Here is a 23,591-nt window from a genome sequence, read left to right as displayed (position 1 = left end):
GACCCGGATGCCGGAGGAACCAGCCATGACCACGGTCGACGAACACCCCGCCGAGCTCGCACGGAGCGGGGAGGCGGCCTACGAGGCGGCCACCCGGGTGTTCAACCTCTTCGCCCCCGTGCGCCCCGCGGCCGCCGTGACCGCGCGGTCCGCCGGAGATGTCCGTGCCGCGATCGCCCGGGCCCGGGCCCGCGGGCTCGGCGTGCGGGTCCACGCGACCGGCCACGCCTCCGCGACGGCCCGCCCCATGGACGAAGCCCTGCTCATCCGTACGGAGCTCACCGGCGGCGTCCGGATCGATCCGCACCGGCGCATCGCCCGGATTCCCGCGGGCACCGGCTGGGGTGCCGTCGTCGCGGCCGCCGCGCCGTACGGGCTGGCGGCGCCGCACGGCTCCTCGCCGACCGTCGGCGCCGTCGGCTACCTGCTCGGCGGAGGACTGAGCATGTACGCCCGCCACACCGGCCTCGCCGCCAACAGTGTGCGGGCCGTCGAACTGGTCACCGCCGACGGCGAGGAGCGCCGGGTCGCCGCCGACCTGGACCCCGAGCTGTTCTGGGCGCTGCGCGGCGGCGGCGGTGGCTTCGGCGTCGTCACGGCCGTCGAGGTGGCCCTCTTCCCGGTGGCCGGCGTGGTCACCGGAGCGGCCTTCTGGCCGGCCGGGCAGGCCGGACGGCTGCTGCCGCTGTGGCGCGCCTGGACCGAGCGGGCCCCCCACGAGGCGACCACCTCGGTGCGCGTGATGAACCTGCCGAAGCTTCCCGAGGTGCCCGCCGTCCTCAGCGCCGGTCCCGTGCTGTGCCTGGACGGGACCGTCGTCGCGCCCGGCAGCGAGGACCTGGCGGTCGCCCGCCGGCAGGCCGGGGAACTCCTCGGCCCCCTGCGTGCGGCCGCCGAACCCCTGATGGACACCTGGCACGAGGCAGGCCCGACCGCCGTGCCCGAGACCCACATGGACCCGCCGGAGCCCGTGCCCGTCCTCGGCGACCACATGCTCCTCGACGAGCTCGGCGACGACGGCATCACCGCCTTCCTGCGGGCCACCGTCGACCGGCCCCGCTCCGCGCTCACCGTCGCCGAGCTGCGCCAGCTGGGCGGCGGCCTGGCCGAAGCGGGCCCCCACCACGGCGCGCTCGGACGGCTCGACGCGCGCTTCGCCTACTCCGGCGCGGGTGTGCCGGGCTTCGGCGGCACGGAGGAGGAGATCCGCGCCCACTGCGGCGAGGTCAGGTCCGCCCTGGCCCCCTGGGACACCGGCCGGACCACGCCCACGTTCGTCGCGAGCCTCGAACAGCCCCAGGGGCATCTGACGCCCGACGCGGTCCGCACCGCCGACCGGGTCCGCGCCCGGGTCGATCCCGACGGCCTGTTCCGCGGCGACGTCGCGCCGGGCTGCACCGCGGTGTGACAGGCGGCGGCACGCGGAAGGGGCCGGCGGGATCGACCCGCCGGCCCCTCGCCGTGGTTCCGGCTCAGGAACGCCGGCCCGAGTAGGCCGGGACCTGGCCGCGCCGCGCGGTCCGCTCCAGCCACCAGTGGACGAGCAGGAGGTTGCCGACCCAGCCGACCCAGCGGGCCGCCTCGGAGATGTACGTGACGTCGATGGCGACCGGCAGACTGAACAGCGTCATCCCGATGACGAAGCCCCACACCGTCTGGCCCCACACGATCGCGAAGCTGTACAGCATCCAGCGCCGGTGCTCGGCGTAGCGGCCCTGGCGGGCCCTGACCCAGCCGACGACCGAGGTGACCGCCCACAGGATCCCCGACATCAGCACGGCCACGCTGCCGGGCTTGAAGGCCACCGGGAACATCGCCAGCGCCAGCAGCGCCGAGGGCAGCGCCCCGCCGAACACGTAGAGGTGGCCGCTCCAGCGGTGGATCGCCGGGTGGTTGCGGCGCAGCCACGGCCATAGCTGGAGGACCAGGGTCACCAGCGTCACCGTGCCCGTCAGCACATGGCCGACCAGGATCGTGTAGTGCAGCGGGAACTGCATCTGGATGTCGGACTTGGCGGGATCGAAGGTGAGGTACGGCGGGAGCTGGTAGAGCAGGTAGGCGGCCGCGGCGACGGCCAGCGGAACGATGTAGTTGCGCCCGAACCAGCCGCGGCGGGCCGGGGCGGGGCGGGCGGACGTCCCGGCGGGGCGCGTCTCGCGGGCGGAGGACGGCGGTCTTTCGACGCTGGGGGTCTGAGTCACGGTGCGGCGCTCCCGGTTCGGGGACGAAAGGACGGCAGGGGCGGTTCAGCGGACGGTGAGCACGGTGCCCCTGTCGGCGGGGAGACCGCCGTCCATCAGGGACCGGTAGACACGGACGAGGGCCTGCGGGCCGGTGTGCCGGCTGACGGTGAGCCAGGTCGGCGCCTGGGCGACGAAAGCGTCCTCGGCCCGCAGGTAGCGGGCCCGGTAGTACACCTCGCCCTCCTTCTCGATGAGCCGCTGCTCCTCGGAAGGGGTGAAGAAGATCCACGGCTCGGGGTCGGTCAGCCCCTCGGGGGGCTCGATCTCGGCGCCGGGGTGGGTGTAGCCGACGAGAAGCGCGTCCTTCAGGGCGGGCCCGAAGCGCTCGTACACCGCGAACAGACGCTCGGCCTGCCCGGTGAAGTCGACGAGGACGACGGACCCGGGGACCTCGGCCGTGGCGAGGTCGTCGTAGCCGATCACCGTGTCGTAGAGGCCGAGTTCGCGGACGAAGTCGAGGTGGTCGCCGGCGGTCACCCCGATGGTGGTGACGCCGGCCCGGGGCGCCAGGAGCGCGGCCAGCCCGACGGCCGTCTTGCTGGAGGCGCTGGTGACCAGGACGGTGGCCGAGGGATGCTCGCGCCCGAGGAACTCGGCGAGGTTGAACGAGGCCGAGTACAGCGGCTTGAGCAGCAGACGGTGGTCGTCGAGCGCGTCCCGGTCCTCGACGCGCACGTAGGCCCGGTACCACGGGTGCAGGTAGTCCCGCTCGGGCGCGGTGTCGTCGAAGCCCTGCTCCGTCGGCTCGGCGGCGAGGGTGACGTGCGACGCCAGGGGGAGGAAGCCGAAGTAGCGGGTGCCGACCGCGACGCCGGGATGGCGTGACTCCTCGACCCGGGCGTAGCCCCAGGTCGGGACCCGGCCGTAGCCCTCGGGAGCCGGGAACGCGTCGAAGAAGGGCAGTTCGGACTCGCCGAGGCGCGCGTAGGTGGCGGTGATGGCGGTCAGGGCGAACTTCTCGGCGGCCAGCCGCACCTCGCCCGGCCGCAGCCCGGCCGAGGACGCCTGCCTCACCTCGGCCGCCGAGAGGTCGTCCCGTGCGACCAGCAGATCCCAGGTGTCCACAACAGGCACGTCCGTCTCCCCATCGTCGTCGCGGCGGCGGCCGTGGATCGGCCCGCCCGGGCCATGGTCCGGGCGAGCCCGGAACGGGTGCATCTTCTGGCGTGCTGTCCCGGGGCGCGTTTCAGCCTGCGAGCGGGGTGCGGCGGGGAAGGCGGCAACCTCGAAGTTGCCTGTGCGAAAGGCGAGTTGGCACATTCGCGAGGATTCGAATCCGGCCAGATGCACGGGAGAGCGAGCCTCCATGACCGACCGACCGACAAGATCCCGGGACGGCGCTGCCGGCGCACTCTCCCGGCTGCCCTCGCTGACCGGCATGCGGTTCATCGCCGCCGCCCTGGTCTTCTTCTTCCACGCCAACTACGAGGGCTTCTTCGCCGACCCGGACAGCGCCTCCGTCATGAAGTCGGTGTTCTACGAGGGAGGCTGGGCCGGAGTCGGCTTCTTCTTCGTGCTCAGCGGCTTCGTCCTCGCCTGGTCCGCGCGGCCCGACGACACGGCCCCGGCCTTCTTCCGCCGCCGGTTCTTCAAGATCTACCCCCTGCACCTGCTGACCTTCGCCGTCGCGGCGGTGCTCCTGGTCTGGGTCGACGGCATGCCCTTCGACGGTGAGAACGCCCTGCTCCAGGTCCTGCTGCTGCACTCCTGGTCGCCGGACCTCGCCGTGCGGGCCGGGTTCAACGGCGTCGCCTGGTCGCTCTCGTGCGAGCTGCTCTTCTACGCCCTGTTCCCGGTGCTGTGGCTGCTGATCAAGCGCATCCGTCCGCAGCGCCTGTGGGCTGCCGCCGGCGCGGTGGCCGCCGCCGTGTACGCCGTGCCGTTCCTCGCCCCGCTGCTGGCCGACCAGTCGATGATCCCGATGGTGAACATCAGGGCGTCGGAGATGTGGTTCGTCTACCAGTTCCCGGGGACGCGGCTGCTCGACTTCGTCTTCGGCATCCTCCTCGCGCGCGTGGTCGCGGAGGGCCGCCGGCTGCCGCTCGGCTTCGGCGGCGCGCTGCTCCTCACCGTCGCCGCGTACGTCGCCGCCCCGTACTTCCCGCCCTCGCACCACCTGGTGGCGATCATGCTGGTCCCGCTCGGGCTGCTCATCGCCGCGGCGGCCCGGGACGACGCCGCCGGCCGCCGCCACTGGCTGGGCAGCCGGGTGATGGTCCGGCTGGGCGAGGTGTCGTTCGCCCTGTACATCAGCCACCAACTCGTCCAGAGCTATGGGCACCGCCTCGTGGGCGGCTACACCCGGACCTGGGGAACCTGGCAGGCGACGGGCCTGATCGCACTGCTCTTCGTCGCGACGCTGCTGGTCGCGTGGCTGCTGTTCACGTTCGTCGAGCGCCCGCTGATGCGCCGCTTCGGCACCTCCCGGCGCCGCAGGGCCGCGATGCCGGCGGCCGCGGCGCCCTCACCGGACGGGGAACGGCAGCCGTCCCTGCTGTGATCCGGACACGGCGGCCGGCGCCCGTCCTCGCACGACGGCGAGGGCGGGCGCCGGCCGCAGCCGCCCCGCCTCAGCCCACCGGAGCCGACTCGGGGGCGGCTTCGCACAACTCCGGAGTGCCGTCAGCGGCACCGGCGTCCGCGCCGGCCGCCCCGGAGGCGTCGGGGGACGCGGCGCCGAGCGGGGGCACGTGGCGCAGCACGACCGCGACGAGAACGGCGACGCCCGTCAGCAGTACGGCGGTCAGCCCCACCACCGTGTGCAGGGCACCGGTGAACGCTTCGGCGGCGGCCCGGAGCAGCCGGGCCGCGAGCGGCCCGGACAGCGTGTCGCTCGCCGACACGGCCCCCGCGACGCTCTCCCGGGCGGCGGCGGCCTCCGGGGCGGGCAGCCGGGCGGGCAGGGAGCCGGCGATCTCGTGCCGGTAGACGGCCGTGCCGAGGGTGCCCACGAGGGCGATGCCGAGGCCGTAGCCGAACTCGTTGCCCGTCTGGGAGAGGGACGCGGCGGCCCCGGCCTTCTCCGGCGGCGCGGAGCCGACGACCAGGTTGGTGCCGAGGGAGACGAGGGGCCCGCCGCCGAGTCCGTTGAGGGTCCAGCCGGCCACCAGCCATCCGGTGCCGCCGTCCGCGCCGGCCCGGGACATCAGGGCGAACCCGACGACCACGAGGGCCAGTCCCGCCGCGATGAGGTAGGCGGGGCGGATCCGGCGGGCGAGGACGGGGGAGAGGGTGATGCCGGCGATCGACCCGGCCATGCCGGGCAGCAGTCCGAGGCCCGCCGCCAGCGGAGACATCCCCTGGACCGACTGGAAGTACTCCGTGACGAACAGCATCGCCGTGCCCGTCAGCATGCTGTAGAAGAGCAGGCTGACCAGAGCCGTGCCGAACGACGCGTCGCGGAACAGGCTGAGGTCGAGGAGGGGGTCCTTGAGGGTGCGTTGGCGGCGGATGAAGAGGGTGCCGAGGATGAGGCCGGTGATGAGGGCGGTGAGGGGGAGGGGGTGGAGGCCGTGGCGGGCGGTTTCCTTCAGTCCGTAGATGAAGGGGAGGACGGCGGCGAGGGAGAGGGCGACGCTGGGCAGGTCGAGGCGGCCGCTCTGGGGGGCTTTGTACTCGGGCAGGAGGAGGGGGCCGAGGAGGAGCAGGATCAGCATCACGGGGACGCCGATGAGGAAGACGGAGCCCCACCAGAAGTGGTTGAGGAGTGCGCCGCCGACGATGGGGCCGACGATGGCGCCGACGGAGAAGCTGCCGGCCCAGATGCCGATGGCGGTGCCCATCTGCTTGGGGTCGCGGAACATGTTGCTGATCAGTGCGAGGGTGCTGGGAGCGAGGGTGGCGCCGGAGATGCCGAGCAGGGCGCGGGCGGCGATGAGCATCTCGGGTGTGGTGGAGAAGGCGGCGAGCAGGGAGGCGAGTCCGAAGACGGTGGCGCCGATGAGCAGGAGTTTGCGGCGGCCGATGCGGTCGCCGAGGGTGCCCATGGTGACCAGGAAGCCGCCGACCATGAAGCCGTACATGTCCATGATCCACAGTTGCTGAGTGCTGCTCGCTCCCAGATCCGAGCTGAGCTGCGGCAGCGCCAGCAGCATCGCGAACACGTCGAAGGAGACCAGGAGCGTCGGCAGCGCGAGGATGGCGAGGCCCATCCACTCCCGGCGCCCCGCCCGGGGAGGTGCGTGTGTCGTCACGTTCTGTTCCTCACGATCGGTATTCCTCCAGAGGAACGGGGGAGGCCGGGGCGTGTGCCGCGGTCTCCCCCGATCCGTCGCGGGTACGGGTCAGCCGGCGGCGCTGGCGACCGGGGCCTCCTGGTCGGCGGACAGGGTGTCCGCCGGGCCGTCCTGAGCCGGCTCCCCGCCGCCCTGCGGGGCGCCGAAGGCGGGCACGTGCCGCAGCAGGACCAGGACGGTCACGGCGATGACGCTCATCAGCACGATCGCGGTCACGCCGACGGCGTTCACCCCGTCGGTGAAGGCCGTGCGCGCGGCGGTCAGCAGCGCTCCGCCCGTCTCGCCGGGCAGGTGGGCGGCCTCGGACACCGCGCCCGCCAGGCTCTCCTTGACCGCACCCGCGGAAGCGGCCGGCACACCGGACGGCAGCGCGTCGGAGATCCCGTCGCGGTACACGGCCATGCCCAGGGTCCCGACGACGGCGATGCCGAGACCGGCACCGAACTCGTTGCTGGTCTGCGAGAGCGACGCCGCCGAACCGGCCTTCTCCGGCGGGGCGGAGCCGACGACCAGGTTGGTCCCGAGCGCCACCAGCGGGCCGCCGCCGAGACTCGCCAGGGCGAAGCCGGTGATCAGCAGCGCCGGGCTGGAGCCCGCGTCCGCCACGGCGTAGAGCACATAGCCGGCGATCGACAGCACCAGGCCGCCCGCGATGAGAAGCGCCGGCCTGATGGTGCGTGCCAGAGCGGGTGCGAACGTCATGCCCGCGATCGACACGACCAGCCCCGGGACCAGCGCCAGACCCGCCTGCAGCGGGCTCAACTCCGCGACCAGCTGGAAGAACTGACCCAGGAACAGCAGGCTCGCCCCGCCGACCATGCTGAAGGCCAGCAGGCTGACCAGCGCACCGCTCAGCGCCTTGCTGGAGAACAGGCTGAGGTCGAGGAGGGGGTCCTTGAGGGTGCGTTGGCGGCGGATGAAGAGGGTGCCGAGGATGAGGCCGGTGATGAGGGCGGTGAGGGGGAGGGGGTGGAGGCCGTGGCGGGCGGTTTCCTTCAGTCCGTAGATGAAGGGGAGGACGGCGGCGAGGGAGAGGGCGACGCTGGGCAGGTCGAGGCGGCCGCTCTGGGGGGCTTTGTACTCGGGCAGGAGGAGGGGGCCGAGGAGGAGCAGGATCAGCATCACGGGGACGCCGATGAGGAAGACGGAGCCCCACCAGAAGTGGTTGAGGAGTGCGCCGCCGACGATGGGGCCGACGATGGCGCCGACGGAGAAGCTGCCGGCCCAGATGCCGATGGCGGTGCCCATCTGCTTGGGGTCGCGGAACATGTTGCTGATCAGTGCGAGGGTGCTGGGAGCGAGGGTGGCGCCGGAGATGCCGAGCAGGGCGCGGGCGGCGATGAGCATCTCGGGTGTGGTGGAGAAGGCGGCGAGCAGGGAGGCGAGTCCGAAGACGGTGGCGCCGATGAGCAGGAGTTTGCGGCGGCCGATGCGGTCGCCGAGGGTGCCCATGGTGACCAGGAAGCCGCCGACCATGAAGCCGTACATGTCCATGATCCACAGTTGCTGAGTGCTGCTCGCTCCCAGATCCGAGCTGAGCTGCGGCAGCGCCAGCAACAGCACGAACATGTCGAAGGAGACGAGCGTGGCCGGGAGGGCCAGGATGGCGAGGCCCATCCACTCCCGGCGCCCCGCCCGGGGTGCTGCGTCTGTCGTCACGATCCAGTCCTTTCGTCGTCGGGCTGCCGTCGCCCGGTCTGCGTGCACATGTCGCGCGGGGCCCCGGGGATCAGCGCGCTTCGTCGGCCGGGGGGATGTTGCTGTTCACGCGGAAGACGTTCGTCGGGTCGTAGGCGCGCTTGACCGCGCGCAGCCGCTCCCAGGTGCCCGCCGGGTACGCCTCACGGATGCGGTCCTCGCTGTCGTCCGCGAGGAAGTTGACGTACACCCCCGGTCCGCCCTTCTGGAGGTCGGCCGTCAGCCGGTCCGCCCAGCGGGTGTGCAGTTCCGCCTCGGCGGGCTCGGTGTACATGGCCGCGACGTTGATCATGATCCGGCGGTCGCGGTGCGCGAAGGCGGTCGCGTCCGAGGACACCCGGGCCATGGCGCCGCCGAGCACGCGGATCTGGACGGCCGGCATGGCGGCGGTGGACTCGGCCACCCGCTCCAGGACGAGCCGTGCCTCATCGAGGCCGAAACCGTCCGTGAAGAGGTTGCGGGCGGCGGCCACCGGGTGGAAGCCCTCGTCCTCCGGGGGGTACACACCCGGGTACGGCATCGCCTGCATCATGTCGGCGATCGGCGTGGCCAGGGTGCGGAACGGGGCCAGGGCCTTGTCGGCCTCCTCACCCTCGCCCGCGTAGACCAGGATCGCCATGACGATCGGCGTGCCGTGCAGTTCCTCGGGCACGAACGGCATCGGCGGCGACGGCATGACGTTGGCGATGGTGGACAGCTCCTCCGGGGCGGCGTCGGCCGCCTCGACGAAGCCGGCGACGATCTCGGGAGTGGCCGGCAGCACCAGCAGACCACCGGTGACCGTGGGCAGTTCGTGCAACCGGAACTTCAGCCGGGTGACCACACCGAAGTTGCCGCCGCCGCCGCGGATCGCCCAGAACAGGTCGGGCTCGTGGTCCGCGTCGACGTGGCGCAGCTCGCCGTCGGCGGTGACCACCTCCGCCGCCAGCAGGTCGTCGACGGTGAGGCCGAACTTGCGGACCAGGTAGCCGATCCCGCCGCCGACCGTGATGCCGCCGAGGCCGACGCTGCCGGTGTCACCGAAGCCGGTGACCAGGCCGTGCTCGGCGGCGGCCTGGGTGTACTCGCCGGCGTTCAGGCCGGTGCCCGCCCACGCCGTCCGGGCCTGCGGGTCGATCTCCAGGTCCCGCAACGAGGACGTGTCCAGGACGAGCCCGCCGTCGCTCAGGCAGAACATGCTGTGGCCGCCGCCCTTGACGGCAAGCGGCAGGCCGAGGTCCCGGGCGAGGCCCACGACCCGGGACACGTCCTCGGCGTCGGCGGGCTGCACGATCGCGGCCGGCTGCTGGTCCATGCCGCCCAGATAGACGGTGCGCGCCTTCTCGTAGTCGGCGTCGCCGGGTGCGAGGACCCGGCCACCGACCAGGCCGCGCAGCTGCTCCACCGGCACGGTGTCCCGCTCGATGACCGTGTTGGTGTCCACCATGAAAGGTCTCCTCGTGTCTGCTGTCGCCACGGCAGGGCGAACGGCCGGGCCAGGACGGGCCGGGGCGTTCCGTGCCGGGGGTCAGGGATGTCCACCGGCATCCTTGTGCGCCGCGAAGCGGTGACGCATCTTCCGTATTGCTGTCCCCGAGTTCGAACACCGCCTCAGCGGGGTTTGCGGGCGCAGAGAACGACGTAGCCGATCTGGTTCCTGCGGGGGGCGAAGAAGCCACGGTGCAACCGGGAGAACTCCGCCATGTCCGCCTCACCGAACTTCCCGGCGACCTCGTCGCGCCGCTCCATCGCGGCGCGCAGGTACTTGCCCTTCATCCCGAACACCCGCGGACCGCAGCTGGTGTACTCCTCCACCTCGAAGCCGGCGCCGCGCACCTGTGCCAGCCACTGCGGCAGCGTGGGCAGCACCGGCAGCTTCAGCGTCGTCATGAAGCGCTGTACACGCTCCGGTTCGCCGCCCGCGTCCTCCAGGCTGAAGTCGGAGAACGCGATCCGGCCACCCGGGCGCAGCACCCGGAACAGCTCCCCGAGGACCTGGCCGAGGTCGGGCGCGTTCTGCAGCGATTCCAGGGCGAGCACCGCGTCGAACGAGCCGTCCTCGAACGGAAGGCGCATGTAGTCGCCGTACCGGAAGCCGGCGACGTCGGCGAGGCCCGCGGCGGCGGCACGCTCCCGGGCGGTGTCCAGTTCGTAGTCGCTCACCGTCACCCCCGTCACGCGCACCCCGTGGTGCCGGGCGAGGTACAGCGAGGCCTCACCGGATCCGCAGCCCGCGTCCAGCACGTGCTCGCCGGGACGCAGGCCCAGCACGTCGGTGACCTTTCGGGTGATGCGGTGCACCGCCTCGGGCAACGGGGCGTCGTCGTCGTGGTCGTACCAGTACCACATGTGCAACTGGCCCCCGCGGAGCTCGTCGCCGATGGGCGCCCGCTCGTCGTAGTGCTTTCCGATGTCCGCCGGATCCGTCGTCACATCGCGCATGACCCGTCCACTCCCCTCAGGGCTGCCACACGGCCTTCGAGCGGCACGGCGGCCCATCCTTGGGGCTCTTCGCACGCGGCCGCATCTTTGCGCGTGCTGGTTTGCCCAAGTCGTCGCGAGGGCCGCACACCGCACGATCGAAGAAGTGACCCACGGCTGCCCGGTGCCACCATCGGAGCGGATTCCCGGCCACGGACAGGCAGACGCCCGCGCTGCCCGCGCGCCGGCAGACCGGACGAGGGGAACAGATGCTCAAGCGACGCGTGCTGCTGGGTGCCGGTGGAGCGGTGGCGACCGGCTCGGCCCTGGCCTGGCCCATATGGGTGGCCAACCACCCGCTGCCGACGGCGGCCGCCGACAGCCGGACCGCGGCGGCCTCCGCGCACATCCTGCGCATGGGCAAGGCCGCGATGGCCTCGCCGCGTCAGGCGGCCGAGCCGTTCACGGTGCGCATGCCGGTACCGCCGGTCGCCACCCCCGTACGCCGGACCGCGGACACCGACGTCTACGAGATCGCGCTGAAGGCCGCGCAGGTGGAGATCCTTCCCGGTACCACCACCCCGGCCCTCACCTACGACGGCGGCTTCACCGGTCCCACCATCCGTGCCCGGACGGGCCGCAAGGTCGAGGTCACCTACGTCAACCGGCTCGACTCCGCCGCCAACGTCCACCTGCACGGCGGTCATGTCCCGCCGCAGAGCGACGGCTACCCGATGGACCTCATCGAGCCCGGTGCCTCGCGCACCGTCGACTACCCCAACCGGCAGGCCGCCGCGACCCTCTGGTACCACGACCACACGCACCACCAGGAGGCCGAGCGCGTCTACCGCGGTATGCACGGCTTCTACCTGATCGAGGACCCCGAGGAGCGCCAACTCGGGCTGCCCAGTGGCCGCTACGACGTGCCGATCATGCTCCGCGACGCCCACTTCGACGCCTCCGGCGGCCTCATCCTGGACGTCGAGCACCCCGAGGCCCGGTCCACGCTGCTCGCCAACGGCCGCCCGCTTCCCTACTTCCCGGTCGACGCCGCCAAGTACCGTCTGCGGCTGCTCAACTCCTCCATCCACAAGATCTTCGAGCTCGACCTCGGCGGCGTGGAGATGGTCCAGATCGCCTCCGACGGCGGTCTGCTGCCCGAGCCCGTAGGGCGCACCTCGCTCACCCTGGCCCCGGCCGAACGCGCCGAGATCGTCGTCGACTTCGGGCGTCACCCGGTCGGCAGCAAGCTGGTCCTCTCCGACGGCATCGGCCCCGTCGTCCGCTTCGACGTCACCCGCAAGGTCACCGACACCGCGCGGGTCCCCGGCACACTGCGTCCGCTGCCCATGCTGCCCAGCCCCGCGGCGACCCGCCGTGTCAAGCTCGGTGTGGCCCCCTCCAAGACGGCCTACGCCATCAACGACCTCACCTGGGACGAGAACCGCGTGGACGCCCGGATACCCGAGGGCGCCACGGAGGTCTGGGAGATCTACAACGCCGACACCGTCGACTCCGAGTTCGGCGGCATCGACCACACCTTCCACGTGCACCTGGTGCAGTTCCAGGTCCTCGACCGCGACGGTCGCCCCCCACTGCCCGGCGAGTCCGGCCACAAGGACACCGTGCTCGTACGGCCGGGCGAACGGATCCGCCTCCAGGCCACCTTCAAGGGCTGGCCCGGCCGGTACGTGTACCACTGCCACATGCAGGAGCACAACGTCGCCGGAATGATGGCCCAGTTCGAGATCGTCCCGTAGTCCGCCGGCCGGCCGGCACACCCGAACCCGCGCGCCCGGCCCCACCCACGCCCGGCCGGGCGCGCGCCGTACTCATGGAAGGCGCGACGATGACGACGAGGACGCTTGTCCGGGCCGTGCTGCGCGGTTCGCTGCGGGACATCCGCCATGTCAGGGCCGTCTCCCCGCGCCGCGCACAGGACCTCACCGCGGCCGTGTACAAGCGGGCGGAACGGGAGTTCGGGGTGCTCGCGCCACCGCTGGCGCTGCACTCCGCCGCACCCCTGCCGCTCGCGGCGAGCTGGCTGCTGCTGCGCGAGTCCCTGCTGGTCGACGGGCTCGTCGACCGGGCGGTCAAGGAGGCCGTGGCCACGGAGATCTCCCGGCAGAACGCCTGCTCGTACTGCGTCGACGTCCACCGGGCCACCCTGCAGACACTCCCTCCCGTCGCGTCCGGAGCCCCCGGCGCAACGGCCGCCGACTGGCTCCGCTCCGATGCGGCCGACGGGCGCCGGGCCCCCTTCACGGCCGAGGAGGCGCCCGAGATCCTCGCGGTGGCGTTCACGTTCCACTACCTCAACCGCATGGTCGCCGTCTTCCTCGACGACTCCCCGGTGCCCGCCCAGGCTCCCGCGGCCGTGCGCGGACCCATCCTGCGTACCGTCGCCCGGACCATGCGTCCCGTCGACGGCCCCCTCGCCGCCGGCACCTCACTCGGCCTGCTGCCCGACGCCCCGCTCCCGCCGCCGTTCTCCTGGGCGGCGCCCAACCCTGCCGTGGCAGGCGCACTGGCCCGCGCCGCCGCGGCCGTCGACGACGCCGCGGGCTGGGTGCCGGACCCGGTACGCGACCTGCTGACCGCCCACCTCGGCGCCTGGGACGGCACCCCGCCCGGCATCGGCCGCGCCTGGCTGCGGCCGGCCCTCGCCCGGCTCGCCGTCACCCACCGGCCGACGGCCGCCCTGGCCCTGCTGACGGCCGTGGCACCCCACCAGGTGACCGCCGACGACATCGCCGCCTTCCGCGACCACCACCCGACGGACCGCGCGCTCGTGGAGCTCACCTCCTGGGCGTCGCTGACCACGGCGACCGCGCTGACGTCCCGGCTGGCCGGGCAGCCATGCCCGTGACCACCCTCGCCGCGGCGCCCGTCCGCCAGGCCCTTGGGCCCCCTCCGCGGTCCGGGGGCCGGGGGCGTGTCAGCCGATGTCCAGCCCTGCCGTGAACCAGGCCTCCGCCGCCCGGATCCGGCTTTCCGTCTCGGCCCGGTCCGCGCCGGTGACGACGAACGCGGCGAGGAAGTCCCCGGAGTGCGCCGCGTCCCGGACGGTCTGCCCCACCTCGGCGTACGTCGTGTACTTCACGACGCCCGGCGGCAGGGACGCCGGGTCCGGCAGCGACCGCAGCACACCGGGCCGCTTCGTGAACAGCAGCTGACCGGCGAGGCGTTCGGGGTCCCGGCGCTCGCCGGCCGGAGCGGGCAGGCCGAGCTGGCGGCGGACCGGGTACTCCATCGGGTCGAAGCCGAACAGCACCCGCTGCACGTCCCGCACGCCGGCACCGCCCGCCCGGGAGGCCGCCTCGCACAGCACCAGTTCGCCGTCGGCGGTGTGGAACACCTCGATGTGGAAGGCGAAGTGCTCCGGCCCGCCGAACGCCCGGAGCACCCGCTCGCCGAACGCGACGAGCCGGCGGGCCAGCGGGTCGGCGACGTCGAGGGCGATGTCCACCCGGCCCTTGCGGTCCCGGAAGTCGGCCAGGGCGTACTGGTACTGCGAGGGCCACAGCGTGGCGATCCGGCCGTCCAGGACCGTGCCGTCGATGTGGCACATGGAGCCCTCGACGAACGCCTCGGCCAGCCACTGCGGGCTGCCGTCCGCGTCGAACAGCTCCACCTCCCGCAGTCGCTCGCGCAGTTCCTCCGGGGTGCGCAGCACGGACACGCCGACGGACAGCGCGCCCTTGCGGGGCTTGAGCACGACGGGGAAGCCGTGCCGGTCGGCGAAGGCGTCGAGGTCCCCGGGCGAGCGCAGCAGCGTGTGGTCGGCGACGGGGACGCCCGCCCGCGTCGCCGCCCGCTTCATCTCCCACTTGTCGCGGTACACCCGCGCGGTGTCGGGCCGCTGGCCGGGCAGGCCGTATCGCTCCCGCAGGACGGCCGCCCGCTCGATGTCGAACTCCTGGCAGGCGACGACGTCGGTGACGCCGAACTCCTCGACGAGTTCGGCGGCCCGGGCGAGGACGTGCGGTCCGGTGTCGTAGTCCGCCAGCGCCTCGGCGTGCAGGTACGGCGCCCCGGTGGGCAGTTCCTCGCCGAACAGGGCCAGCTGCTCGGCCGAGCCCAGCAGGACGAGCTTCTCGCCGTGGCCGGCCAGCCACCGCTCGTAGGGGTTGGCGCGCAGCGATCCGCGGTGCAGGACGAGCGTGGTCATGCGGGGGTCCCTTCGTTCCAGATGCTGACGTACCGCTCCCCGGTGTCGGGCAGCACGGTGACGATGGTCCGGCCCGCGTAGGCGGGGTCCCGGGCCAGCAGAGATGCCGCGTGCACGGCGGCACCGGAGGAGAGCCCGGCGAACACGGCCTGCTCCCTTGTGAGCGCGCGGGCGGTGGTGAGGGCCGCCTCGTCGGAGCAGGTCAGCACCCGGTCGATGAGCGCGACGTCGGTGGTGGGGGAGACGAAGCCGCCGTTCAGACCGGGGATGCGGTGGCTGCCGGCATGGCCGCGGGACAGAACGGGCGAGCCCTCCGGCTCCACGGCGACGATCTCCAGCGCGGGATTGCGTTCCTTCAGGAAGCGGCCGGCACCGGTGAGGGTGCCGCCGGTGCCGACGCCCGCGACCAGGACGTCCACCCGGCCGCCGGTGTCCGCCCAGATCTCCGGCCCGGTGCTCTCGTAGTGCGCCCGGACGTTGTCGGGGTTCTCGTGCTGGCGGACGTACCAGGAGCCGGGGGTGACGGCCTGGATCTCCTCGGCCTTGGCGATGGCGCCGGCGAACCCCTCGGCGCTGGGCGTCTGCACGACCTGCGCGCCGAGCGCCGTCAGCAGCCCGATCCGCTCGGGTGTGGCGCTGTCGGGCAGGACGACGACGCAGCGGTAGCCGCGCCGGGCGCTCAGCGCGGCCAGGGCGATACCGGTGTTGCCGGAGGTGGCCTCCACCACGGTGCCGCCGGGGCCGAGGTCGCCGCGCAGTTCGGCGCTGTTGAGCATGGCGAGGGCGGCGCGGTCCTTGCTGCTGGCGAAGGGGTTGGCGGACTCCAGCTTGGCGAGGACCTCGGTGCCGGGGGCGGCGCCGGGGACGGTGAGGCGGACCAGGGGTGTGTGTCCGACGAGTTCTTCGAGGCTGTCGGCGACGCGCCGGGCGGCCGGCGCGAGAGGAAGGACGGCGCTCATGGCCAACTCCTGTTTCGTGAGAAGGGGGGCGGGGCTTGCGGTCACCAGGAGCCCGCCGAGGCGAGCAGGCGCACGGCGTCGGGCACAGGTTCCGCGCCGGTGTGCGGGTGCGCGGGCGCGGGACCGTGGGTCGGGTGTGCGTCCCGGGCGGGAGCGGCGGTGGTGCCGGGCCGCGTGCCGTTCGCCTCCGGGACGCCGGGCGCGGTGTCCGGGACCGGCCGCAGCCCGGGGCCGGGGCGGACGACGGAGCGCGGGGCGTACACCCGCGCCCCGGGCGGCAGATCCTCGGTGACGGTGGCCATCGCGCCGATCAGGGCCCGGTCGCCGATGGTCACGGGACCCAGCACGGTCGCGTTCGCGCCGAGCACCACCCCGTCGCCGACGACCGGGTGCCGGCGGGCGCCCGGCGGGCGGTGGTTGTCGGTCCACCACCCCACCGCGCCCAGCGTCACCTGCTGGTAGATGGTCACGTCGTCGCCGACGACGGCGGTCTGCCCGATCACCACGGACGCGCCGTGGTCGATGAAGACACGGCGGCCCAGGACCGCACCGGGGTGGATCTCGACACCGGTGCGGCGGCGGGCGATCCGCGCGAGCAGACGTGCCGCCGTCCGCAGCCGCCGCCGGTACAGGCGGTGCGCCACCCGGTGCGCCCACACGGCGGACAGCCCGGTGTGGCCGACGGCCTCCAGGCGGCCGGACAGGGACGGGTCGCGGGCGACGACGGCGGCGAGATCCTCGCCGAGGGTGCGCAGCAGGGGCAGTTCTTCGGACATGCGGCCGACTCCTTACGGCGGGGCCCGCCGCTCAGGCGGCCCGGGCCGGCACGGGTGCCGTCGCGGGCTCGACGTGGACACGGATCTCCTCGCGCACCAGGCGCTCGCACAGCTCCACCGCACCGTCGGTGTCGGCGGCGGTGACGACGACGCTGCCGAGCCGGTCCCAGTTGTCGCCCAGCGGCCGTACGGTGTCGCCCGGACGCACGGAGACCTGAGCGGCCAGCACGTCCGGCCGGGCCCGGACCCGCTCCACGCCGCTCACCGCGGTGACGGTGCCCGGCTCGCGGACCACGGCCCGCATGGCGGCGGCCGCCTTCGGCTCCGGTGGCGCGGCGAGCGGCTCGACGAGCCCGAGCGGCCACGCGGCGCCGTAGGCGATCATGTCGATCCCGTACGCCGCCTCGACCAGGTCGACGATGTGACCGCCGCCGAGCCGGTTGTGGGACTCGATGACCACCGGCCCGCGCGAGGACAGCCGGATCTCGGTGTGACTGGGACCGTCGGTGACGCCCATGGCGGTCAGGAACTCCTCCACCGCGCCGGTCAGCCGCTGCCGGTCGGTACCGGACAGCCGGGCGGGCACCGCGTGCCCGAGCTCCGCGAAGTGCTCCTCGGCGGTCAGCTTCTCGGTGACGGCGACGACGACGTGCCGGCCGGCGAAGCTGAGCGCCTCGACGCTGAACTCGGGGCCGTCGATGTAGGACTCCATCAGGAAGCCGTCGACGGTGAACATGGTCGACCCGCGGTCCGTGCGGCCGCCGTCCAGCTCCCGCACGCGTGCCCACACCCGGTCCAGGTCCTGCGGGCTCTCGGCCCGCAGCAGGCCGAACCCGGCCGTGGTGGAGACCGGTTTGACGATGAAGGGATACCCGGCCCGCTCGCCGAAGGCGTCGAGCGAGGCCCGGTCGGACACCTGGGCGGTGTGCGGCACCGGCAGGCCCCGGTCGGCGAGACGGCGGCGCATCAGCCACTTGTCGCGCATCCGGCGGCTCACCTCGTGCCGGTGGCCGTCGGTCAGCCCGAACAGGTCGCCGAGGCGGCTCGCCGGGTTCAGGCCGGGCTCGGTGAGCGAGACCACGGCGTCCACGCCGTGGACGGCGTGCGCCGCCTCGGCGTACGGCCGCACGGTGTCCCAGTCGGTGTAGTCGACGACGAGCAGGACGTCGACGGCGCGCATCTGGTGCTCGGTGACCTTGTCGGGGTGCTGGATCAGGACGATCTTGACGCCGAGCGCGGTGAAGCGGTCCACGTGGGCGTCGACGCCGCCGATCAGCAGCACGGTCTTGCGGGTGCTCATCGAAGGGCTCCCTTCGGGGTGGTGGTGAGGGCGGCTTCGCGGACGTCCGCGCGCAGCAGTCCGCGGACACGGGCGATGCGAGCCCGGGCCTCGGCGGGCGACTCGGCGTCGACGACGACGTAGCCGTGGCGGGTGGCGGAGGTGGTGGTGGGCGGCAGTTCGTCGCCCGGCCGGAAGGGGAAGTGCAGCGCCTGCACGAAGGGCAGCGCGCGGATGGCGTCGAGCCCCGTGACGGACTCCAGCCGGCCGGCGGGCAGGAGGAAGAAGCCGACGGAGGCGGTGTGCCGCGGCGCCGGCGGCTCCACGGGGGCCCCGGCCAGGGTCCGGAAGACCGCGGCCTCGATGTCGTAGTCGGACGCGGTCTCGATGAGCAGCGGGATGCGGTCGCCGCCCAGCCGGGTCTGCGACTCCACGATGCGCGGGCCGTGCGCGGTCAGGACGACCTCGGTGTGGGCGGGCCCGAAGCGGTAGCCGGCCAGGTCGAGCAGCCCGATGACGACCGCGTGCAGGGCGGCCCGCTCCTCAGGGCCGAGCGGGGCGGGGTGGAGGTGCGCGGTCTCGACGAAGAAGGGCGCGCCCGTCGTCTGCTTCGCGGTGATGCCGATGACGTGGTGCTCGCCGTCGGCGGACAGGGTCTCCACGCTGTACTCGGGCCCTTCGAGGTACTCCTCGACCAGGTAGGGGCCGGCGAGGCCGGCCTCGGTGACGCGGGCGGTCCACTCGCCAAGGTCGTCGGCGTCGCGGATCAGCGCGATGCCGCGGCTGCCGGAGGCGCGGGCCGGCTTGACCACGACGGGCAGCGGCAGCCCGGCCACCGCGGCGGCGGCCTCCTCGGCGGTCCCGGCCGTCCTCGAGCGCACCGGCGACAGGCCCTGCGCGGCGAGCAGCGCCCGCATCGCGGCCTTGTCGTTGAGGGCGCAGACCGCGGCGGCCGGGTTGGGGGACACCCCGAGCGCCTCGGCCTCCGCGAGGACCGGCGGCATCGACTCCTCCGCGCCGAGGTGCAGCACGGTGCCGATGCCGTGGGCGCGGACCGTCTCGGCGATCAGGGCGCGCAGGCCGGCCTCGTCACCGAAGTCGGTCAGCAACAACTCCTGTGCGTGTGCGGCGACTTCGTCGAGGTACGCCTGCTCGCGCAGGGAGGGGTCCCAGATGGCCCAGACCTCGAAGCCGGCCTCGGCGGCCTTGCGGACGAACTGGCTGTAGGGCATCACCATCAGCAGGCGCCGGGACGCGGCGGTGCGATTCATCAGGGGCTCCGTTCGGGTACGGGGTGCCGGTGGGACGGGCGGGGCGGGGCTTCACGGAGCCGGATGCGGCGGGGACTTCACGAAGAAGTGCCGAGCGTCCGGCGAGTGCTTCGGGGGCGGGGGCGGATGGGTATCGTTGCGGTCAGACGTCGGGACGGACTCGGTCGGGAGCACCGTCCCCGTCGTGTACGGCCGCGCGCGGTCGTGTGCGGCACGCGGCCCCGTTTCCTGGGCGCGGGCCGGGTCAGTCGCCGAAGCGGTGGAAACGGGTGACGGTACGTGCCGCCTGGACGGTGACGACGCGCCCGAGCGCCTCGGGGTCGTGCAGGTCGCCCGTGTCCAGCAGGACCCGGGCGCGGGCCGCACCGAGAGCGCGCAGTTCGGCGAGCCCCGCGGTCAGCAGGGCGTACCCGATGCCCAGTCCGCGGAAGGCGGGGGCGACCGCGAGCTCCAGGACGCGGCCCTCCTTGCCGTCGGCGGCCTGGGTGAGGACGTAGCCGGTCGGACGGCCGGCGACCTCCATCAGCAGTACCGCGCCGCCCGCCTCCCACAACCGCCGCACGCGGGCGTCGAAGAGGCCGGCGTCGCCGGTCTTGGGTCCCTTGCCCCGGCTGGTCAGGTGGATGGTGTACAGGGCCGCGAGATCGTCCGGGCCAGCCTGCCGGAGGCTTCCTCCGTCGGGGAGCACGGGCGGCAGCGGCGGCACCGTCAGGTCGATCGTGTACTGGCCCGCGGTGGCACCAGGGCTGAAGCCGGCCTCCTGAAGCACCGACGGAACCACCTCGTCGCCGCTCAGCACACCGCCGACGGTGAGGGCGTACCGCACGCCCTGCCGGGCGGTGAGTTCGTCCGCCCGGTCCAGGAGCCGGGCCAGCAGGGTGCGGGCCGCGCTCTCGGCGTGCCGGCCGGGCCGTACGGTCAGCGCGGCGTCCAGGATCTCGCCGCGCGGCGTCAGCGCCGCCCAGGCGAACACCTGGCCGCCGGGGCCGGTCAGGCACCAGCTGTTGTCCTCGTAACCGGGGTGGCCGGTCTCCAGGAGGATGTCCTCCCGGGTGCAGGTGGCCACTCCCGTGGTGTGCTCCTCGTAGGCGCGTACCAGGTCGACCAGGCGGTCAAGCGGTACCTCGCTCGGCCGTCTGACGGTGAAGCGTTCCTGCTGGGTCATGGGTCGTGTCCCCCTTCCTGGGGGAGTCGGGTCCGGCGGTCGGGCCGGAGCTTTCGGGTCGCCGGCGCCGGGTCGGAGGCGCCGGCACGGGCCGGGAGTGGACCAGGTCGGGAAGGGAAAGGGCGCCGGGCGCCGAGGAGTCGCGGAACCAGGCGACGGTGCGCGCGAGGCCGTCCGCGAGCGTGGTCCCGGGCGCCCAGCCCAGATCCCGGCGGGCGGCCGAGATGTCCGGCCGGCGCAGCATCGGGTCGTCCTGCGGCCGCGCGACGAAGGTCACGGGGCTCGACGACCCGCAGATCTCACGGATCGTCAGCGCGAGCCGGCGCATGGTCACCTCCTCGGGGTTGCCGAGGTTGACCGGACCGGGAACGCCCGCCTCCAGGGCCCGCACGAGCCCCGTCACCAGGTCGTCCACGTAGCACAGCGAACGGGTCTGGCTTCCGTCGCCGGTGACCGTCAGCGGCAGTCCGGCCAGCGACTGCGTGACGAAGGCGGGCACGGCCCGGCCGTCGTCGGCGCGCATCCGCGGACCGTAGGTGTTGAAGATCCGCACGATGGTGGTGCGCACCCCGCGGGTGCGCCGGTAGGCCATGGTCAGCGCCTCGCCGAAGCGTTTGGCCTCGTCGTAGACGGAGCGCGGGCCGACCGGGTTGACGTTGCCCCAGTAGCTCTCGGGCTGCGGGTGGACCTGAGGGTCGCCGTACACCTCGGAGGTGGACGTCAGCAGGAACGCGGCGCCGTGACGACGGGCCAGCTCCAGAGCGTTGCGGGTGCCGTACGAGCCCACCAGCAGGGTCTCCACCGGCAGCCGCAGGTAGTCGCGGGGCGAGGCAGGGGAGGCCAGGTGGTACACCGCGTCGACCGGGCCGGAGACCTCCAGACCCTCGGTCACGTCCTGGTGCACGAAGCGGAAACCGGGGTGGTCGAGCAGGTGCGCGACGTTCCCGGCGCGGCCCGTGGACAGGTCGTCCACGCAGACGACGTCGTCGCCCCGCGACAGAAGCCGCTCGCACAGGTGCGATCCGACGAAACCCGCACCCCCGGTGACCACTGCTCGCACGGTTCTCCCCCTCCTGATGGCTGTCTCGGTCCGCTGTCGCCCTGCTCCGCCGGCGCTGCTCACGGCCCGCCCGCCGCGGCCGCGGACAGCACGGCGACGGGCAGGGCGGACAGCTCGGGCAGCCGGCCGGGATCGGCCAGCACATGCAGGCCGTCGTCGCACTGCGCCTCGAACCCGGCGTCCAGGAACAGCTCCCGCGCAGGGGTGTTGCGGTCCGTGACGACGATCCGGCCGGCCAGCCCGGCCAGAGCCGCGCGCCGCCCGTCGGCACCGTCCTCGAGAGCGGCGACCAGGAACGGCACCGCGACGTCGAGGCCGATCACCCGGCAGCTCAGCGCGAACGCCGTCACCGTCCCGCCCCGCACCAGGCAGGCGCCGGTCAGGCCGTAGTCACCGAACCGGTCGCAGACGTGCGCGACATGCAGCCGCGTGCCTGGTTCGGCGAGGACACGCCGCAGTTCCTCCGGGCCGGTGCGCCAGGCCGTCGTCGTGAACTGGTTGGTCCGGTTGAACAGTTCGGCCGCCCGCGCCAGGTGCTCCGGGCCGGCCCGGGCCACCCGCACCCGGACGTCGAGGGAGCGCAGGAAAGCGTCCCGGTCCAGGCCGGAGCGCAGCTCCTCGCGGCGCAGCATCGCCCGTGTGGTGTCGGTGCGCCGCGCCGCCTCCTCGGTGCGCCGGCCCGCCTCCAGGGCGGCGCTGGTCAGCAGCAGCTCGCGGAAGCCGTGCACGGGCCCTTCGGCGATGTGCAGGCCGGGCAGCGCGGCGGCCGCCTCGGCCCGTTCGACGGGGTTGTCGTCCAGGAAGAGGACCTGGTCGGGGGTGAAGCCCAGCCGGGCGCAGAGATCGGCGATGTTCTCCGACTTGGGCCGCCAGTTGATGCGGTGCAGCACGAAGTCGCCGGGTGCGAGCGGCAGCCGGCCGCCCGCCTCCTCCCACACACCCAGGGTGGCGTGCGCGTCGCCCTTGCTGCACGTGGCGAGGAGCACGCCCCGGCTCTTGAGCACGGACAGGGCCTGGTGCAGGCCGAGGTGCAGCCAGCGGCTGGTGGCGTCGCCGTCGACCCAGTCGAAGCCGTCGTCGGCGGCGATGCCCGGCCACAGCGTGCCGTCCAGGTCGGTCACGACCAGCTTGATCCGGCCGGTGCCGCGGTGGGCCCGCAGACAGGCCAGGTACTCGCCGGCCAGGGCACGGCCGAGCGCGGGCAGCTGGTGCGGGCGCTCGTCGCCGGGGTCGACCGAGCCGCCGTGGTGGCCGAAGGGGAACACGAGGTCGTCGAAGAGCGCGGCGGCGCCGTACCGGGCGACGAGCCGTTCCTCGTCGACGACCATCAGGTGGGGGTGGCTGCGCACGCACCGGTCGATGTGCTGGTTCAGCTCGGCGACCAGGCGCCGCAGACCGTACTTCTCGGCGAAGTCGTACCGGCCGAACGGCGACAGCGCCGGCGGGGCGATGTTGTGGACCAGGCCCAGCGAGCCCTCCAGCGCGTCCGCCAGGGCGCGGACGGCCAGGGTCAGCGCGTTCTTCATCAGCGCCAGCCGGTGCGCCCGCTCCTCGTCGTCGCAGGTGTGCGCGCCGTCGAACAGGCCCGTCAGGAACGGCTGGACGCCGGGCTGGTACACCGTGACATCGGGACGCGACCGTCGCACCGCACGGGCGAGACCCGCCGAGGGCCCCGGCCACAGGTGCTCGGTGCGCACGTCGAGGCCGAGTTCGCGGCCCAGGGCGTGCAGCGGCTCCTCGGTGAACTGGGTGACGCAGCCGCCGATCAGCAGCACCCGCACCGCCTCACCGGCTCCCGCGGCTCCCGCGGCGGCGTCGGACAGGCGCGGGGGCAGCCCGTAGCGGGTGGCCGGCCACGACCCGGCAGAGGCCGCCGCCGGGTCGTGGCCGGAGCTCTCCGGCCGGTCGGCGAACGAGGCGCGCAGCGCGGCGTCCTCGTCGCAGCCCGCCGGCACGATCAGGTGCCGCTCCCGCAGCGCCCGGAAGACACCCGGGGCGGCCGCACGGTCGGGTGCGAGATCCGCGAACGCCTCCGGCCCGAACGCCGCGCCGGACAGGGCACGCACGCACCGCTCCCACGACGCGTCCAGCACGATCCGCTGCTGCCGCGGTCCATGAGCGAGCAGAATTCCCGTATCGATAACAACCGTGGAGAGAAAAGCGCTGAAGCGAAATTCATCGGTGGACACAGCGGTTCTCCCTCCTCTTCTCGAAATGCCAACGAGGCTTATGCATAAACGGCGGAATTCGGCGTTGTGGGCCGTGTGCCGGTGCAATCGTGAATGCTAGTGGCCGCTCAGGCGCGTTCGTTCTCCGAGAATGCTCACTGTGTTC

Annotated in this window: 18 protein-coding genes; 4 read left to right on the top strand and 14 right to left on the bottom strand. The window is 73.4% G+C overall.

The window, feature by feature from the left end; genetic code table 11:
* Positions 1–25 precede the first annotated feature (25 nt).
* Positions 26–1,408 carry an FAD-binding oxidoreductase gene (locus ACF08B_RS35225; protein WP_392321109.1) on the top strand — a complete coding sequence of 461 codons (1,383 nt, stop codon included), beginning with the start codon at positions 26–28 and terminating at the stop codon, positions 1,406–1,408.
* Between the two features lie 64 nt (positions 1,409–1,472).
* Here the strand turns inward: ACF08B_RS35225 and ACF08B_RS35220 are convergent, their stop codons facing one another.
* Both ACF08B_RS35220 and ACF08B_RS35215 read right to left on the bottom strand, forming a co-directional pair.
* Complete coding sequence (locus ACF08B_RS35220) at positions 1,473–2,201, bottom strand: DUF2306 domain-containing protein (protein WP_392321108.1); 729 nt, start codon at positions 2,199–2,201, stop codon at positions 1,473–1,475.
* 45 nt (positions 2,202–2,246) lie between these two features.
* Positions 2,247–3,317: a DUF2855 family protein gene (locus tag ACF08B_RS35215; RefSeq protein WP_392321107.1), complete on the bottom strand. Its 1,071-nt coding sequence runs from the start codon at positions 3,315–3,317 to the stop codon at positions 2,247–2,249.
* A gap of 232 nt (positions 3,318–3,549) precedes the next feature.
* Here ACF08B_RS35215 and ACF08B_RS35210 point away from each other — a divergent pair, with 232 nt between their 5' ends.
* Positions 3,550–4,743: an acyltransferase family protein gene (locus tag ACF08B_RS35210; RefSeq protein WP_392321106.1), complete on the top strand. Its 1,194-nt coding sequence runs from the start codon at positions 3,550–3,552 to the stop codon at positions 4,741–4,743.
* A 70-nt stretch (positions 4,744–4,813) separates the two neighbouring features.
* On the opposite strand, the gene ACF08B_RS35205 is transcribed toward ACF08B_RS35210, so the two are convergent.
* The 4 genes from ACF08B_RS35205 to ACF08B_RS35190 all read right to left on the bottom strand — a co-directional run bounded on the left by ACF08B_RS35205 (position 4,814) and on the right by ACF08B_RS35190 (position 10,597).
* Positions 4,814–6,394, bottom strand: a complete 1,581-nt coding sequence (locus ACF08B_RS35205) for an MFS transporter (protein ID WP_392321165.1) — start codon at positions 6,392–6,394, stop codon at positions 4,814–4,816.
* A 132-nt stretch (positions 6,395–6,526) separates the two neighbouring features.
* Complete coding sequence (locus ACF08B_RS35200; RefSeq protein WP_392321164.1) at positions 6,527–8,095, bottom strand: MFS transporter; 1,569 nt, start codon at positions 8,093–8,095, stop codon at positions 6,527–6,529.
* Positions 8,096–8,207: 112 nt separating this feature from the next.
* Positions 8,208–9,602 (bottom strand): FAD-binding oxidoreductase, encoded by a 1,395-nt coding sequence (locus ACF08B_RS35195; protein ID WP_392321105.1) that lies wholly within the window; start codon positions 9,600–9,602, stop codon positions 8,208–8,210.
* Between the two features lie 164 nt (positions 9,603–9,766).
* Positions 9,767–10,597: a class I SAM-dependent methyltransferase gene (locus ACF08B_RS35190; protein WP_392321104.1), complete on the bottom strand. Its 831-nt coding sequence runs from the start codon at positions 10,595–10,597 to the stop codon at positions 9,767–9,769.
* Between the two features lie 248 nt (positions 10,598–10,845).
* Here ACF08B_RS35190 and ACF08B_RS35185 point away from each other — a divergent pair, with 248 nt between their 5' ends.
* Positions 10,846–12,336, top strand: coding sequence for a multicopper oxidase family protein (locus ACF08B_RS35185; protein ID WP_392321103.1), 1,491 nt, complete (start codon positions 10,846–10,848; stop codon positions 12,334–12,336).
* Positions 12,337–12,425: 89 nt separating this feature from the next.
* Positions 12,426–13,445 (top strand): alkylhydroperoxidase, encoded by a 1,020-nt coding sequence (locus ACF08B_RS35180; RefSeq protein ID WP_392321102.1) that lies wholly within the window; start codon positions 12,426–12,428, stop codon positions 13,443–13,445.
* A 69-nt stretch (positions 13,446–13,514) separates the two neighbouring features.
* On the opposite strand, the gene ACF08B_RS35175 is transcribed toward ACF08B_RS35180, so the two are convergent.
* From ACF08B_RS35175 to ACF08B_RS35140, 8 genes are all read right to left on the bottom strand, one after another.
* Complete coding sequence (locus tag ACF08B_RS35175; RefSeq protein ID WP_392321101.1) at positions 13,515–14,747, bottom strand: ATP-grasp domain-containing protein; 1,233 nt, start codon at positions 14,745–14,747, stop codon at positions 13,515–13,517.
* Positions 14,744–15,706: a PLP-dependent cysteine synthase family protein gene (locus ACF08B_RS35170; protein WP_392321100.1), complete on the bottom strand. Its 963-nt coding sequence runs from the start codon at positions 15,704–15,706 to the stop codon at positions 14,744–14,746. The genes ACF08B_RS35175 and ACF08B_RS35170 overlap by 4 nt, the downstream gene beginning before the upstream one ends.
* A gap of 41 nt (positions 15,707–15,747) precedes the next feature.
* Complete coding sequence (gene epsC, locus ACF08B_RS35165) at positions 15,748–16,482, bottom strand: serine O-acetyltransferase EpsC (protein ID WP_392321099.1); 735 nt, start codon at positions 16,480–16,482, stop codon at positions 15,748–15,750.
* 31 nt (positions 16,483–16,513) lie between these two features.
* Positions 16,514–17,782: an ATP-grasp domain-containing protein gene (locus ACF08B_RS35160; RefSeq protein ID WP_392321098.1), complete on the bottom strand. Its 1,269-nt coding sequence runs from the start codon at positions 17,780–17,782 to the stop codon at positions 16,514–16,516.
* A complete protein-coding gene (locus ACF08B_RS35155) occupies positions 17,779–19,032 on the bottom strand; it encodes an ATP-grasp domain-containing protein (RefSeq protein ID WP_392321097.1) in 1,254 nt (417 codons plus the stop codon). The genes ACF08B_RS35160 and ACF08B_RS35155 overlap by 4 nt, the downstream gene beginning before the upstream one ends.
* A gap of 244 nt (positions 19,033–19,276) precedes the next feature.
* Positions 19,277–20,197 (bottom strand): GNAT family N-acetyltransferase, encoded by a 921-nt coding sequence (locus tag ACF08B_RS35150; RefSeq protein ID WP_392321096.1) that lies wholly within the window; start codon positions 20,195–20,197, stop codon positions 19,277–19,279.
* Positions 20,145–21,248 carry a UDP-glucuronic acid decarboxylase family protein gene (locus ACF08B_RS35145; RefSeq protein WP_392321163.1) on the bottom strand — a complete coding sequence of 368 codons (1,104 nt, stop codon included), beginning with the start codon at positions 21,246–21,248 and terminating at the stop codon, positions 20,145–20,147. The genes ACF08B_RS35150 and ACF08B_RS35145 overlap by 53 nt, the downstream gene beginning before the upstream one ends.
* A gap of 68 nt (positions 21,249–21,316) precedes the next feature.
* The gene (locus ACF08B_RS35140) at positions 21,317–23,323 is read right to left on the bottom strand and encodes an HAD-IIIC family phosphatase (protein WP_392321095.1); all 2,007 of its coding nucleotides are present in this window, start codon (positions 23,321–23,323) and stop codon (positions 21,317–21,319) included.
* Positions 23,324–23,591 lie beyond the last annotated feature (268 nt).

The organism is Streptomyces sp. NPDC015139, assembly GCF_043079785.1.
Taxonomy (GTDB): domain Bacteria; phylum Actinomycetota; class Actinomycetes; order Streptomycetales; family Streptomycetaceae; genus Streptomyces; species Streptomyces albidocamelliae.
The sequence above is the reverse complement of the archived record's forward strand: the minus strand, read 5'-3'. Positions and strand labels throughout refer to the sequence as shown.